Origin of the sequence: Bacillus sp. 7_6_55CFAA_CT2, from assembly GCF_000238655.1 — a bacterium.
GTDB lineage: Bacteria > Bacillota > Bacilli > Bacillales > Bacillaceae_G > Bacillus_A > Bacillus_A cereus.
This window is the reverse complement of sequence record NZ_JH414709.1, coordinates 900,560-917,345: the sequence shown is the minus strand read 5'-3', so window position 1 is coordinate 917,345 and position 16,786 is coordinate 900,560. Positions and strand designations below refer to the sequence as shown.

The following is a 16,786-nucleotide window of genomic DNA, read 5'->3' as shown; positions in this document are numbered from 1 at the left end:
TTAAGCAGTGTTATTCAGTGTAAGCATAATAAATCGCTAGTAATATTTGAAGAAAGGGTGTATGTGGTGCTAATTACAAAAAGATTAATTAATAAAACAGTTTTATTACTTACTTTAATCATTATGTTATCATCTGTTTTCTCTTTTCAGAGTGTGAAGGCAGTTTCAAATTCGAAAACAACTGAAATTATCATTCATTACAAAGAAAAGCTTGGAAATACAAAAGACTGGAATCTTTGGTTATGGGGAGAAAATGCAAATGGTACATCTTATGAATTTACTGGTGAAGATGAATTTGGAAAATACGCTAAGATAAAAATAGACAGTGACTATAATCGTGTAGGATTTATAGTTCGAACAAATGAATGGGAAAAAGATGGTGGGGATCGTTGGATTGAAAATATAAAGGACGGTCGTGCTGAAGTATGGATTCTTTCGGGTGATGAAAAAGTATATAACTCTAAGCCTTCATCGGATCTCTCAATTCAAAAAGCAACTATTGATAGTTTCAATGAAATTACTGTAACGACTAATGTCCCGTTTCATATTAAGGAAAAGAAAATTGAAATTGAAGGCATTAAAATTAAAAATATTACTCCTTATGATACAAACAGTGGAGATATTACTAATAAGGTTAAAATAATTACGGAACAGAAAATTGATTTAAAACAAACATACAAAGTTAAAATTGAAAACTTAGCTGATACGAATACTGAAATTGGTAAAGTCATTCGTAGCGAAGAATTTGATAATTTATTTTATTATGGTGGCAACGATTTAGGAAATACATATACTCCGCAACATACAAAGTTCCGTTTATGGGCTCCTACTGCAAGCGAAGCGAAGTTAGTTACATATAAAAACTGGAACGATAAAATAGGTGCTGAAATAAACATGCAACAAGGTGAAAAGGGAACTTGGACAGCAGAACTAAAGGGGAACCAAAAAGGGCTCTTTTATACGTATAAGGTCAAAATTGGTGATAAGTGGACTGAAGCGGTTGATCCATATGTGCGTGCTGCTTCTGTAAATGGGGATAAAGGTGCAGTCGTTAATTTAGAAGAAACAAATCCGAAAAAATGGAAAGCAAACAAAAAGCCAAAATTTAAAAATCCGGAAGATGCTATTATTTATGAGTTACATGTACGCGATCTTTCCATCCAACCTGAAAGTGGTATTAAACAGAAAGGGAAGTATTTAGGTGTAACAGAAAAAGGAACAAAAGGGCCAGAAGGTGTAAAAACAGGACTTGATCATATAAAGGATCTAGGTGTTACTCACGTTCAGTTTTTACCGATATTTGATTATGCTTCTGTAAATGAAGAGACTTTAAATGAACCGCAATATAACTGGGGATATGATCCTAAAAATTTCAACGTTCCAGAAGGCTCCTATTCTACAAATCCTTATGAGCCGACTGTGCGAATAACTGAATTGAAGCAAATGGTTCAAACACTACATGATAATAATCTTCGAGTAGTGATGGATGTAGTATATAACCATATGTATAACGCTGCTGAATCTAATTTCCATAAGTTAGTTCCAGGTTATTATTATCGTTACAATGAAGATGGAACATTTGCAAATGGAACTGGAGTAGGAAATGATACTGCTTCAGAAAGAAAAATGATGAGGAAATTTATGATAGATTCCGTCACATATTGGGCAAAAGAATACAATTTAGATGGATTCCGTTTTGATTTAATGGGTATTCATGATTATGAAACGATGAATGAAATACGTAAAGCTGTTAATCAAATTGACCCTTCTATTATACTACACGGAGAAGGATGGGATTTAAATACACCTCTTGCAGCTGAGCTGAAAGCAAATCAAAAAAATGCAGAGAAAATGAAAGGGATTGCTCATTTTAACGATAATATACGTGATGGGTTGAAAGGTAGTGTATTTGAGGAAAAGGAAAATGGTTTTATAAATGGAAAGGAAAACATGGAAGATCGTATTAAAAAAGGTATTACGGCAGGTATTGACTACGATACAAATTCGTCTACCTATCAAGATCCGGAACAGGTATTAACTTATGTGGAAGCACATGACAATCATACATTATGGGATAAACTTGAGTTAACTAATCCAGGTGACAGTGAAGAAATGCGAAAACAAATGCACAAATTGTCTTCTTCAATTTTATTAACATCACAAGGGATTCCATTTTTACATGCAGGGCAAGAGTTTATGCGGACGAAATACGGTGATCATAATAGTTACAAATCTCCAGATTCAATTAACCAGATGGATTGGCTGCGCCGTGCAACGTTTAATAATGAAGTAGATTATATGAAGGGTTTAATAGAATTACGCAAAAAGTACTCAGCTTTTCGAATGACATCTGCAGAGCAAATAAAAACAAACGTATCATTTATTGATGCTCCGAAAAATACTGTAGCTTATACAATAGAGGGGAATAAAAATGAATACTTTACAGTGGCTCACAATGCAAATAGAGAAGCTGTTGAAATAACACTTCCATCGAAAGGGCCTTGGAAAGTACTAGTAGACAGCAAGCAGGCGGGAAGTAAACCACTTTATGTTGTCCATGACAATAAAATTAAAGTTCCTGCATTAAGTTCATTTGTCTTAAAAACAGAGAAACCGATTAAATAAAAGCGAAGAATGTGGAAATAAATACTGCATTGAGCAAATTTAACAAGGATTGCAAATAAAAAAAGCGAAGTGAAGATTATTCTCACTTCGTTTTTAAAGTTAATGTAATATAATTTCACATACTGTAATTATATTACAATTTAATAAAAGAAATAAGCAATAGCTTATTTCTTTTGTGACAGTAGGAGGAGAAGATATCTTTGAGTTTATTTATAAAATTACCTGAAATACATTCGTAATTCATATAATGTTTATTGTATATTCGAACATATAACGAACTAGATGTTCGAGTTGTATTAATTCCTACAAATCGTTTAAAAATAACAAAGGCGTAAAAAGTATATGGAATTAAAATAGAGAAAAGACACCATTCAAGGTGTCTTTTCTCTATTTTGAATATGAAATGTAAGTAACTCGATTGTATGTAATAGTATGTGATATTTTCACACTAACTGATTAAGAAAAATTTAAAACTCTTTTCTTAATCTATTTGTAATAAATTACATCATAAAATTTTATCAATATAATAAATAAAACTTTCTCAACATTATTTGATTTAATAACTATATTCAACCGCTCTCCAATCCATTACAATAATTTCACATTGGAAATACATGAATATTCTCAATGTTATAAATGGTTTATACCTTATAGGATTACTATGGGAAAGGATGTGAAGTATCCAAAAAGAAATCATTTTTTATGATGAAATAAAAAATTTTAATGAAGAAAAAGTTATTTCATTATTTTCAAGTTTCGTTAAAGTGCATGTATTTATAATCACTATGAGACAAGGAGCAGAATCTGAAAAAAATTTTGTAAATTAGAAAATTGCATTTCAAAAATAAGTTAAACGTTTATGGAGGGTTATATGAGCGAGAAAATTTATTACTGGTCTCCGATTAAGCATTGGGAGAAGTTGCATAATGAAGTTTTGATAGGGGAAATGAGATTTACAGGTATTCTGTCTGAGTGGTTTCCAGATTTTTATTTTATGGCTCAAAAAGGTGTGAAAATTAGTGAACTAGTAGAGCGCTTTTCGTTAGGAAATGTAGAAGAGACACAAAAAAACATAGAGCTCATGATAAAAAATCGTGTGTTAGTAAGTAATATATTACACCCAAGAGAAGTATTTTCTTCACAAGAAAAGATTTTTTCAAATCCATATAGCAACCAGATTCGCTTTTCTAAAGAAAAGTTAGATAAGTATATGAGTGAACAATTAAATCGCACGCACGTTGCTGCACGGTCGACCGAAATTCAACTTGAAACAACAAATGAGCTACCTACTATAATCAAGGAACGTAGGTCCTGTCGTCAATTTGATATGGAAAAACATATTAGTTTTACGGAATTTTCCCAATTCTTATCAACTCTAAAACAGGTTAGGGAAGAAAAAATATACTATCATTACGCAAGTGCAGGCGGGCTCTATCCCATTGATATCTTTGTTTATGTAAAACCAAAACGTATAGAGGATATGAAAGCTGGATTTTATTATTATAACCCATCAAAAAATAGTCTTGTGATTGTAAACAACATTGATCAAGTAATCAAAAGTGATCATGAGTTAATTAATCAGGATTTATTTACTCAATCTGCCTTCTCAGTTTATTTGGTTTATAATGCGAACGCTTCCATCCCGAAATACGGTTCAGATGGATATTTATTTGCTTGTATTGAGTCAGGCATTATCACTGCTACCTTAAATATGGTTGCTGAGACATTAAATTTAGGGATTTGTTCAGTTGGTCATATGAAATTTGAAGATATTCAGCAATTTTTATGTTTGGATAATCATCAAGTGTTTCTCCATGGGCTTGAAGTTGGCTTAAAAATTAACGAGTAGAAGAAATGAATATTAGGGGGATAAAGATAAAAATGCACATTAAAGATCGAAGTTCGATTCATGAAAATAAAGAAGTAGAAGCGTTTTGGAAGGAGCAATTATCTTCCGAGATTCTCGATTTTTCTGTATTTAAATTTAATAGCGATTACCAACTAAATAAAGAAATACCTTGTGAGTACGTTCAAGTCATAGTGAATGTAGAATTTAGTAAAAGTATACAAAAAATAAGTAAGTCTCAAGATTTATTATTATTTAGCTGGTTTCAAGCCGCTTTAAGGGTTTGTTTGGCACATTATACAGATCAAGAAAGAATTACTATTGGTATTCCTATAATTGAAAAGAATCTTGAACAAAGTGAGAATCTTAATAAGTTGATTCCTTTAGGAAGTGAAATCCATCCGCATCACACCTTTAAACAATTAGTAAATGAGATTGAACAAACGACTTTATTCGGGTATGAAAATCAGGAGTATCCGCTCTCTGAATTATTAGTTAAACACAATTTAACTCCTTTTCAAATTGTAATCGGGATGGAAGGATTACATAATGAAAATTCGCTAGAAGAATACGCAGAGAATAATTTAGTCCTATGGATACGAAGAAAATGGAATGAAATACATAATGAATTTGAATTTCAAATTTCTTGCAAGTCCCGTTCATTCTCTTCTTTGCAACAGTTTGCCAATTCGTATTGTTATGTTTTAAAGCAAGTTTCACAAAATCCGAATTTGGCATTGAAAGATATTTGTATTATTGCAGAAGAAGAAAAAGAGTTGTTAGAAGGATTGAATACTTTTCAAACGGGCATAGATTTGTTTCAATCATTTCAAGATTTGTTTGAAGCGCAAGTATTAAAAACTCCAGATCAAATTGCTGTTGTTTGTAATGATCAATCTTTGACATATAGAGAATTGAATAAGAAAGCGAATCAATTGGCTTCTATTCTTCAAAGTAAAGGTGTTTCAAAAGAAAGTATTATTGGCGTTATGGTAGATCGGTCATTAGAAATGATTATTGGTATGATGGGGATTTTAAAAGCAGGAGCAGCGTATTTACCAATCGACCCTAACTACCCAACTGAACGAATTGAATATATGTTACAAGATAGTCAAGCAAAATATTTACTTAGTAAGCGAACAGAGGAAGTATTGCCGCAATTTGCAGGTGAAGTACTGTATCTTGATAAAGAATATCTTTTCCAAGGTGAAGAAAGTAATTTAGTACGAGAACATAATCCTAATGATTTGGCTTATGTTATTTACACATCAGGATCGACAGGAAATCCAAAAGGGGTAATGATCGAACAAAAATCGCTAGTTCATTTTTTAAATGTAATGAGAGAAAAAGTAAAGGCTAATCAATCATTCTTGTTTCTTGCTAGTGTATCTTTTGATATTTCCTTGTTAGAAATATGTCTTCCTTTAACGCAAGGTTCAAAAGTAGTAATTGCTACAGAGGACCAGTTTGCAACAAAAGAATTGGCTCATTTGGTCAAAAAACATAAGGTGGATTTATGGGAATCAACGCCATCGCGAATGGAAGTGATTTTGAGTGATCCAGAAGGGGCAAGTTTTCTAAAAGATTTAAAATCTATTTTATTAGCAGGAGAAGCATTTTCCATTGATTTGGTTGAAAAAATTCGTTGTATCAGTGAAGCAACAATTTTAAATATTTATGGTCCCACAGAAACAACCATTTGCGCAACAGTAAAAGACTTGAGCACTTCCAAAGAAGTTACGATCGGCAAACCAAATCCGAATTATCATTCCTATATATTGAATAAGTATGGCCAATTAAAACCATTTGGAATTCCCGGTGAACTCTGCATTGCTGGAGTAGCGGTAGCACGAGGGTATCTTGGTAAAAGTAAACTGACAGATGAAAAATTTGTACAGAGTCCTTTTGCGGCAGGGGAAATGATGTATCATACAGGTGATCTCGTTCGTTGGTTGCCTAATGGAGAACTTGAGTATTTAGGTCGAATGGATCATCAAGTGAAAATTCGAGGGTATCGGATTGAATTAAGAGAAATCGAAACTCAATTAAGGGAATATCCAGAAATAAACCAGGCTATCGTTGTTGATCAAGTGTATGGAAATAGGAAATTATTAGCTGCCTACTATGTATCGGATAACAAGGTGTCTTTTGGTGAAATCAGAAAATATTTAAGTAATAAATTACCTGAGTTTATGATTCCTGAAAAAATGATTCAGGTAGAAGAGATTCCATTGAATCCAAATGGAAAAGTGGATAGAAAAAGGTTATTGGATATAACCCAAACGGATTATGTATCAATTCCATACGTTGCCCCGCGCAATGAAATTGAACAAAAATTGGTGCGTGCGTGGGAAAAAGTTATGGAGATTGAGGGAATCGGTATTCATGATAATTTTTTTGCATTAAAAGGAGAATCTATTAAAGCACTTCAGGTAATTAATTTATTAAGAAAAGACTGCTTAAAAATAAGTACAACAGATTTTTTTAAGCACCCTACAATCGCTCAACTGAGTTCTTGTGTAAAGTTAGAGCATAAAGAAGAAAACTTTGAAAGTAGACCAACTCATGTTAAAGATTTGTCTAAGCCATTTTCCTTAACAGAAGTTCAGACAGCGTATATGATAGGACGGAATTCACAGTTTGAATTAAGCGGTATTTCACCTCAAACATATTTTGAATATGAAACAGCATTGGATATCAATCGTCTTTCAAAAAGTTTTCAAAAGGTAATTCATCGTCATCCAATGTTGCGAGCTGTAATTTTACCAGAGGGAAAACAGCAAATATTACAAAGCGTTCCTGATTACGAGATTGAAATAGTGAGTCTCATAGATTTAGATGATAGGAATCAAAATGCTCGCTTACAAGAAGAGCGTTCTCGAATGACTAACCATGTATTCCCTTTGGGGCAATGGCCTTTGTTTGAATTGAAAGCTTTTCTTTTAAAAGAAGACACGTATTTATTATGTTTTCGATACGATGCTTTATTAATGGACGGAGCAAGCATGAACATTGTTGGACAGGATTTGTTGCATTATTATTATAAACCAAATCAAAAATTAGAATCTTTATCTTTTGATTTTCAAGATTATATGTTTATCTATGATGAAATGGAACAAAGCGAAGAATATAAAACAGCAAAAGATTATTGGACAAGTAAGCTTCCTGACTTTCCTTTTGCACCTTCTTTGCTGTTAAAAAAGGATCCAGCAGAGATTGCTACTCCTAACTTCCAATCACTTACAAAAATCCTGGATAATAAAAAATGGACAAAGCTACGAAAGTTAGCACAAGAGAAAGAGGTAACGCCTTCCGCTCTACTTTGTACAATATATGGTGATGTGTTGGCATATTGGAGTAATCAACGTCGATTAGCAATTAACTTGACTGTATTTAACCGTTATCCTGTTCATGATGAAGTAGAACAGATTGTTGGAGATTTCACATCACTTATTTTATTGGATGTTGATGTAAAACCAGAGCAAACTTTCTTTACTAGAGTAAAAGAAACGCAAGCTACTTTATTAGATGGCCTTGAACATCGTCATTACGATGGAGTTAACTTTATTCGAGATTTTACTCGATATCATCAAATGACGCCAAAAGCAGTTATGCCAATCGTTTTCACCTCGATGTTAGCAGGTGCAGGTGCTTTCTCTTGGGAACAACTTGGTTCTCTTCGCTATATTCATGCTCGGACTCCACAAGTGTATTTGGATAATGTAGTAATTGAAAAAAATGGAGAGTTATTAATTAGCTGGAACTACGTTGAAGAGTTGTTTGATGTTGATGTAATAGAAGCAATGTTTTCCCAATTTGTTGACTTATTGGAACAATTGGTGAAACAAAGCGATATAACATCTTTGCAGATGAAAGAATCGGATCAAACTTTAATTAAGCAATACAATGAAACAACAGAAAAAATACCTTCAACTACTCTGTATCAATTATTTACAGACCAAGTAAAACGTACACCCGATGAAGTAGCAGTGGTATTTGAACAAGAATGGTTAACATACTCGGAACTTCATAAACGTTCTAATCAAATTGCCCACTTCTTAAAAGAGCAAGGTATTGGTCTAGGTGACAAAGTGGGTCTTTTAGCAAAAAGGCGAGTTGACACAATTGTTAATATGTTAGGTATTTTAAAATCAGGTGCCGCTTATGTTCCGATTGATCCCGATCATCCTTTAGATCGCCAAACATATATTTTAAAAAATAGCTCATGCAAGCTTTTATTAGAACCTAGTCTTTATGAAGAAAATCATTTGTCATTTTATACAACAGAAGATATGCCCGCTATTGCTGGTCCAGAAGATATTGCCTATATTATATACACTTCAGGAAGTACAGGAAAACCAAAAGGAGTAATTATTACTCACCAAGCGGTTACAAATACTATTCAAGACATAAATCAAAAATATGAGGTGAATGAAGATGATCGTATTATTGGTATCTCTTCCATGTGTTTTGACCTATCTGTATACGATATTTTCGGAGCTTTAAGCACAGGTGCAATGTTAATAATGATTCGTGATCCAAGAGACATGCAAGAATTAATCCGCACTGTCGAACGTAGAGGGATTACAATTTGGAATACAGTGCCTGCAATCATGGATTTGGCATTGGATCAAGTAGGTTCTCATTTTGAATATCCTTCTTTACGTTTAGTTTTACATAGTGGAGATTGGATTCCGCTTTCTTTACCAGAAAAAATAAAAAGACATTTTCCAATTGCAGAAGTAGTTTCACTAGGAGGGGCAACAGAAGCATCGATTTGGTCAATTTATTATCCGGTCAAACAGGTGGAATCACATTGGAATAGTATTCCATACGGGATGCCCTTGGCAAACCAAACGTATTATGTGTTGAACTATGAAAAGAAAATGTGCCCTGTTGGTGTAATTGGAGATTTATATATCGGGGGAGTGGGCCTTGCTAAAGGATATTTAAATGATGAAAAGAAAACAAATGAAGCGTTTGTGTCACATCCTGATTTTGGTCTTATATATAAAACAGGAGATTGTGGAAAAATGCATTCTGAGGGCTATATTGAATTTTTAGGCCGCCAAGATTACCAAGTGAAAATTCAGGGATATCGAGTAGAGTTAGAAGAAATCTCTCATTGTCTTCTAACTTATAAACAAGTCGAACATGCTGTCGTAATTGATCAAACAGATGAGAACGGAATAAAATTTTTAGTTGCATATGTGGTAACTGAGCAAAATATTAGTACAACAGAACTACGAAAGCATTTGCGAGATCACTTGCCAGATTATATGATTCCTTCTTATTTTGTTTATTTAGACCAATTACCCCTGACTCCAAACGGGAAATTAGATAGAAAAGCGCTTCCTACTCCGGAGAAACAAAAAAATGAAGTATTTATTGCCCCAAAAACTGAAATGGAAAAAATATTAACTAGTATTTGGCAAGAAGTACTCAAAATAGATCAAGTTGGAGTAAATGATCATTTCTTCGCCTTAGGTGGAGATTCGATAAAAGCGATTCAAGTGTCCGTTAGACTGTATCGACAAGGATTCGAGCTTGAACCAAAAAATCTATTTTCATTTCCTATATTAAGGGACATGGTTCAATTTGTTAAAAAGCTAGACCAGTTTTCAAGTTCACAAACAAATGATGTAAATATAATGAACGATAATAAAGCTATATTACTAAATGTTAAAGATAAACAACTTAATCAACATACACTTACCAAAATACAAGAAAAAATGCCGGATATAAAAATAGAACGTATTTATCCGTTAGCACCTTTCCAGGAAGTTATTTATGAGCACGCTACGAATGAACCTGATACAAATGCATATTTTGAACAAACAATTTGGGCACTTGAGGGGGAGCTGGATATTAAACTCTTTATTCAGTGTTTCCAACAATTAGTTGATCGTCATGATTCTTTAAGAACAATAATTGTGCAAGATGAACAAGCAAAACCTTGGCAAGCTGTTCTATATGATGTTCAAATAAATTCAGAAATAAAAAACTTAATTGAGATGACGAAACAAGAACAGCAAGAATTCCTAGATCAGTGGATGAATGAAAATTTAAGTCAAGGATTTAAAAATGGTGAACTTATGACCCGTCTCTGTATATTCCAACTAGGTAATAACGAGCATAAGGTAATTTGGAGTTCCCATCATCTATTATGTGATGGTTGGAGCGTCAGCATTTTGATAGACGAATTATTCCAGCTCTACGAAACTACAAATGCGGGAACTAAGGCGGAGTTACCTATGGTAAAACCTTTTGAAACATTCATAGACTGGACTTTGGCACAAGATCATGAGAAAGCACGTCATTTTTGGCAGGATTATTTATCAGGATACAATCAGAAAATTAGTATTCCTAAAAAGAAAGTCCCATCTAAAAGTGAAGGGTTAAACTTCACTTTTATGGATTTAACATTAGAAAAGGATTTGACTAATCAGTTACAGACATTTGTAACTAAAAACAATATAACTATGAATACAGCACTACTAGCTGTATGGGGAATATTACTTGGCAAATTTAACGGAACGAGAGAAGTAGTATTGCCTAATCTAGTATCAGTCAGACCTCCCGAAGTAGAAGGAATTGAAAATATGTTCGGTCTGTTCACAAATGTTTTGCCTATCCGATTAGCATGGACAGAAACGCAATCTTTTGTGGACTTCCTGCAAAAGGTACAACTAGAGACATTGAAATGTAATGAGTATGCATACTATTCATTTGTTGATATACAAAAGCAAAGTGAATTAAAAACTGAGTTGACTGACCATCTTTGGGTTTTTGAAAACTATCCAACTAATCCAGCAATCTTTTCTCCAAATGAAAACAGACATTTTGCTATCACGGATTACGAAGTTGTTGATGAGCCACATGTAAAGTATGGAATTATGTGCTTCCCTGAAGAAAGACTTACAATAAAGTTTGGATATGATCAAACGGTATATGAAGCAGAGAAAATACAGGAAATATTAAATCACATCCATGGGTTAATCAACACGATTCTTCAAAATCCAATACAAACAATTTGTGATTACAAATTATAAAAAATGAAAAGGCGAGCAAGAACTCGCCTTTTTAAATAGAATAGGAGTAAATCAAATGACAAAAAAATTACAGTTATCAGCCGGAGAAATGCGTCAGTTAGGATATCAAGCGGTTGACTTGATTGTTGATCATATGAATCATTTAAAAAGTAAACCAGTTTCAGAAACGATTGATAGTAATATTTTTAGAGACAAGCTAATTGAAACGATTCCGGAAAACGGATCTAATCCAAAAGAATTACTTCATTTTCTTAATAACAATGTGTTTAATCAAATTACTCATGTGGATCATCCTCATTTTATGGCTTTTGTGCCAGGTCCTAATAATTATGTTGGTGTATTAGCAGATTTTTTAGCAAGTGGGTTTAATGTATTTCCTACAGCTTGGATAGTAGGTGCAGGTGCCGAACAAATTGAATTAACGACAATTAACTGGTTAAAATCAATGCTAGGATTCCCTGATTCAGCTGAAGGACTATTTGTCAGTGGTGGTTCCATGGCTAATTTGACTGCACTTACTGTAGCGAGACAGGTCAAGCTGAATAATGACATAGAAAATGCGATTGTTTATTTTTCTAACCAAACTCATTTTTCTGTAGATCGAGCACTTAAAGTATTAGGTTTTAAACAGCATCAAATTTGCCAAATTGAGACAGATGAAGACTTAAAAATTTCAGTTAGTACTTTAAGAAAACAAATAAAAGAAGATCGATTAAAAGGGAAAAAACCATTCTGTGTTATTGCTAATGCAGGGACAACGAATTGCGGAGCGGTGGACTCCCTCGATGAATTGGCTGATGTATGTGGTGATGAAGATATATGGCTACACGTGGATGGGGCTTATGGGGCTGCAGCAATTCTCAGTGAAAAAGGAAGGGAGTTATTAAGTGGAATTCATCGTGCCGATTCTTTAACGTTAGACCCGCATAAATGGCTTTTTCAGCCTTATGATGTTGGTTGTGTACTTATTCGAAATAGCCAATATTTAAGTGAAACATTCCGTATGATCCCAGAGTATATTAAGGATACAGAAACTAATATAGAAGAAAAAGTGAATTTTGGGGAGCGTGGAATTGAACTTTCTCGTAGATTTAGAGCATTAAAGGTATGGCTTTCTTTTAAAGCATTCGGAGTTACAGCTTTTCGTGAGGCAATTGATCATGGCATTATGCTAGCTGAACAAGTTGAAGAGTTTTTAAGGAAAGAAAAAGATTGGGAAGTAGTAACACCTGCCCAATTAGGAATTGTTACTTTTCGTTATATTCCATGTGAGCTAACATCTACAGATACAATTCATGAAATAAACAAAAAATTGGTGGAAGAAATTAATCAAAGAGGATTTGCTATGCTAAGTACGACTAAATTAAAAGAAAAAGTAGTAATTCGACTTTGCTCTATCAACCCAAGAACAACAAAAGAAGAAATACTTCAAATCATGATGAACATAAAAGCATTAGCAGAGGAAATAAACACATCGCCTAAACATCTTATATCTGTTTCTCAACCTTAATATATTAGGCGGATTTTAAATATTAATAGCCGATTCTTATTTAGAATCGGCTATTATATTTAAATGATAAATACATATATACTATTTATAAGTGTTTCTCTTGTAATGGGATTAAGCCTCAACCTTGGATACTCGTTTGAAACCAGTCTTTATTGCTTGTACTATTTCGTTCACAGCATAAATAGATACATCGGCATTTGGATTTAACCCTTCAAACCAGTGATAGGCATTTGGATATAAATGAAACTCCACATCAACACCAGCTTGTGCTAGTTTGCTTACATAGGTTAATGTTTCGCTGCGGAATGGATCTAATTGACCAACAAATGTGTAAGTATACGGTAAGTCACTATAATCCTCAGCTCGAGAAGGTGCTGCATAGGCAGGGATTTGATCCGTTCCATACATTTCTCCTAAATACATTTTCCAGCCAGCTTCATTTGCCTTTTGGTTCCAAACAAATCCCTCTTTAATTTCATTCGCTGAAGGTGTATCATTTCTGTCATCAATCATTGGATATAGTGGCATTTGTAAACAAATTGAAGGATATTTTCGATCTCGGGCTAATAATGATAATGCTGCTGTTAGTCCACCGCCAGCGCTTACTCCTGCAACCCCAATTCGATTCGAATCAATGTTTAATGACTTTGCATTATCAGCAATCCATTTTAAAGCTGAATAACAATCCTCAATTGGTGCTGGGTAAGGGTGTTCAGGTGCTAAGCGGTAGTCTACAGACACAATCACACAGCTAGCTTCTTTTGCAAACCTCATACAAGTATCATCGTTATCATCTATAGACCCTAAGATATAACCTCCACCATGTATCCATAATAAGACAGGTAAAGATTCATGATTTGATTTTGGACGATAAATTCGTAATGGTAACGGATTATCATCAGGCCCAACAATGACTTTATCTGTTAAAGAAAGAGAGTCATCAACAACGGTAGGTGGTCTCATTTGAGCTATTCCTTCTCTGATTGATTGCAAATTTTCTGGGCGTAAATCGAGATCCGGAAACATCTCTAACCCTTGTAATAATTCTGGATTTACTCTAGTTTTCATTTTAGCACCTCTATTTGTAATTGTTTTCAAATAAATGAAGTGTATTCTAAGTAGTTTAATTGTGAAAGAACACCACAATTAAATTGTAAATTGGATATGTTATAACGGTCAACAGAATATTCGGAAATTAAAACCTTTCTCAAGAAGGAGTTTCATGCAATTAATAATACAAGTAGCGGATTTAAGAGCAAAGTGTTTTAATGTCGTTGTAATTATGTACATTAGAAAAATTTATTTTCTAGACTCATGAAGAATTATGAAAAGCAAAATTTTATAGATAGTTACCTTAAAAATAAACAAAAAGAGAAGAACTAACCAATGTTCTTCTCTCTTTTTCATATGTAATTAGGGTATCCATAAATGTAAATAAGGATGGTATAGATTAATGGATGAATAATTTATTTTTAAATTAATAACGTAATAAATAAATATTTTTGTATGTAATATTGCATATACAGGGACCACTGGTGAAAGTGCTGAGCAATGTTTTTCCATATGGTAAATTAGTTCTTTAGTTATTTATTTTATTTCATTTTCAATCGTGTAAGGCTTGGGGCTAAGATTTACAAAGGTGACTAGTAAAAAATATAACAATATAAGTATAAGATTTTGTACTTAGTAATCTCGCGATTTAAGGCATGGCATTAGATAAGTGCGGGGTGTTCAATCGATTTTGAATAAAATTGATAGTATCAGTTGCAATTTTTTTACGTTTAAGAACGATCCCGGCATGCCCGCATGTATAAATATATCGTGTAGGTTTTTCCCAAGCTTCCCACAAGTAGTCTGTATCCTCAGAATGCACATATAGATCGTGCTTACCTGAAATTAATAAAATATTTTCTTTTTGTACTTTTGGTAATGCTTGACTCGGTTCAGTGATTTTCCAATAATCTATTAAATCATCATACGTAACACCATGATGTTCCAAGTCTTCTCTAATAAATTTACCTGGAGTTGTATTCCAAATAGAATAAGAAAGTCGATTTGCATAGAAAATGGATGCTAACACATCAATTTCTTCTTCAACAAGAGAGGTTAAGTTAGTAATAAATCCGCCTAAACTAATTCCTATTAGAATCAGGGGCCCCTTTTTATTTGCTTTAATCCATTTAATCAAAGCTCGTAAATCAGCTACCGCTTGTCTAATTGCTTGTAATGTTCGTTCAATATTTGCACTTACCATATACTCTCCACTGAATAAGGATTGATCGGGTTTTCTTTCAAAATGATAGGGTAGAGTGAAATAATACATATTCCACTTCAGGCTGGTCATATGATCGTGGAATATTTTTTTCACACGTTCGTTAGAATCCATTCTCCAACCGTGAACAAAGATAACATGAGGTGCATTTTCATTTTTATGTAAGAATAATTCCCCAGTTACAGAGTCGTTGCGTGAATCACCGGATTGAACCGAACTTTTATAGTTGAATTGCCCAACCATGTATTCATTTTCCTGCTTTGAATGCTTAATGTCAAAATGAAAATGTGATGGTTTTACTTTATAAAAAGATTCTATGTTCTTTATATTTAATGAAGTGTTAGAAAGGGAAGTAAACTGAAATGCTACACTTCTTTTTTTGTGTAAATCATATAAGGCGTACCAATCAATGAGTTTTGAAAAAATCAAATTAACCTCCTCCAAAATACATATTGTTTAAAACATAGACAAAATTTATGTTTTAAATTAATTAGGAAATATTCTCTTTTCCTAATAGTAGGTGCTTGAATTATAAAAATAGGTGATAAATTTGTATATTATATTATAAATCGTGCAATAAAATAAAACTATAAATAATTTATATTAAAATTTAAGAAGAATGTTAACTTGTTTCTTTTCTTATTAAAAGATGTAATTTCTATGAGGAACTTAACAATTCCCATCTAGATATTCACAAATAGCTTCTCTATATTTATTATATTATATACATTAAATTAAGCTTAACCTCTCTTTTCTATAAGTCTCTTAAATTGACTAACTCCTTACCAATATTCAAAAACGACTGCGTTTTTGAATTTGTGTTCTAGCTTTTCTGAAACAGGTAAATAACTACACATAAACTCCTTATATCTCTAGTTAAACTACCGATTAGCTCCATATAAACTCTAGATAACCTATATAGAATACAAGATATCAAGGAGGTAAGAAAAAATGAATTTTATGAAACGAGCAATTCTCAGTATGAAAAAAAGGATAGGAACATCATTAATTTTGATGGCAGTTTTTCTGATTGTTACAAATTTGGTTCTTTCAGGTTTCACAATCCAAAATGCATCAAAAAAAGCAGCGGATGCTGCAAGAAAAAAACTTGGTGCAGATGTTACTTTAGGTCTTGATTTCGACAAAATAGGTCAAAAAGCTAAGGAAACTGGAGAAATGCCAAATCCGCCGCAGCTCGATGCAAAAGAAACAGATCAATTAGCGAAGTCCAAGTATGTAAAAGATTATAATTACATAGCTAACACTTTCGGTATTTCTGATGGACTTAAACTAGTAGGAGCTTCAGAAGGAGAAGAAGAAGAAGAAGAAGAAGAAGAAGGAAAAGGTAAAGTGGGAATGACGGCTGCACGAGGCGGTTCAAGCTCTGGTACAGAAATAGATATGAATGCTTCTTTTATGATTGAGGGAGTTCGCAAGACTGCATTACAAGAAAGCTTTAAAAACGGAAAAAGTAAAATCAT

Annotated in this window: 6 protein-coding genes and 1 pseudogene; 5 read left to right on the top strand and 2 right to left on the bottom strand. The window is 33.2% G+C overall.

Annotation, left to right across the window (positions count from 1 at the left end; genetic code table 11):
- Positions 1 to 66 precede the first annotated feature (66 nt).
- The 4 genes from pulA to HMPREF1014_RS13620 all read left to right on the top strand — a co-directional run bounded on the left by pulA (position 67) and on the right by HMPREF1014_RS13620 (position 13,033).
- Complete coding sequence (gene pulA / locus HMPREF1014_RS13635) at positions 67 to 2,625, top strand: type I pullulanase (protein ID WP_000909225.1); 2,559 nt, start codon at positions 67 to 69, stop codon at positions 2,623 to 2,625.
- Positions 2,626 to 3,496: 871 nt separating this feature from the next.
- On the top strand, positions 3,497 to 4,474 hold the full coding sequence (locus HMPREF1014_RS13630) for a SagB/ThcOx family dehydrogenase (protein WP_001290964.1): 978 nt from the start codon (positions 3,497 to 3,499) through the stop codon (positions 4,472 to 4,474).
- 32 nt (positions 4,475 to 4,506) lie between these two features.
- Positions 4,507 to 11,523 (top strand): non-ribosomal peptide synthetase, encoded by a 7,017-nt coding sequence (locus HMPREF1014_RS13625; protein WP_000547592.1) that lies wholly within the window; start codon positions 4,507 to 4,509, stop codon positions 11,521 to 11,523.
- A 55-nt stretch (positions 11,524 to 11,578) separates the two neighbouring features.
- The gene (locus tag HMPREF1014_RS13620) at positions 11,579 to 13,033 is read left to right on the top strand and encodes an aromatic-L-amino-acid decarboxylase (protein ID WP_000162823.1); all 1,455 of its coding nucleotides are present in this window, start codon (positions 11,579 to 11,581) and stop codon (positions 13,031 to 13,033) included.
- 111 nt (positions 13,034 to 13,144) lie between these two features.
- On the opposite strand, the gene HMPREF1014_RS13615 is transcribed toward HMPREF1014_RS13620, so the two are convergent.
- Positions 13,145 to 14,101: an alpha/beta hydrolase gene (locus HMPREF1014_RS13615; RefSeq protein WP_000857941.1), complete on the bottom strand. Its 957-nt coding sequence runs from the start codon at positions 14,099 to 14,101 to the stop codon at positions 13,145 to 13,147.
- 631 nt (positions 14,102 to 14,732) lie between these two features.
- The gene (locus HMPREF1014_RS13610; RefSeq protein WP_000577729.1) at positions 14,733 to 15,734 is read right to left on the bottom strand and encodes an alpha/beta hydrolase; all 1,002 of its coding nucleotides are present in this window, start codon (positions 15,732 to 15,734) and stop codon (positions 14,733 to 14,735) included.
- Between the two features lie 522 nt (positions 15,735 to 16,256).
- On the opposite strand from HMPREF1014_RS13610, the pseudogene HMPREF1014_RS13605 reads away from it, so the two are divergent.
- Positions 16,257 to 16,786 (top strand): annotated as a pseudogene (locus HMPREF1014_RS13605) (ABC transporter permease); the annotation flags it as partial.

Coding starts and splice junctions, on each gene's coding strand:
- HMPREF1014_RS13630 (WP_001290964.1), top strand. CDS start 3,497: ATGAGCGAGAAAATTTATTACTGGTCTCCGATTAAGCATTGGGAGAAG.
- HMPREF1014_RS13625 (WP_000547592.1), top strand. CDS start 4,507: ATGCACATTAAAGATCGAAGTTCGATTCATGAAAATAAAGAAGTAGAA.
- HMPREF1014_RS13620 (WP_000162823.1), top strand. CDS start 11,579: ATGACAAAAAAATTACAGTTATCAGCCGGAGAAATGCGTCAGTTAGGA.
- HMPREF1014_RS13615 (WP_000857941.1), bottom strand. CDS start 14,101: ATGAAAACTAGAGTAAATCCAGAATTATTACAAGGGTTAGAGATGTTT.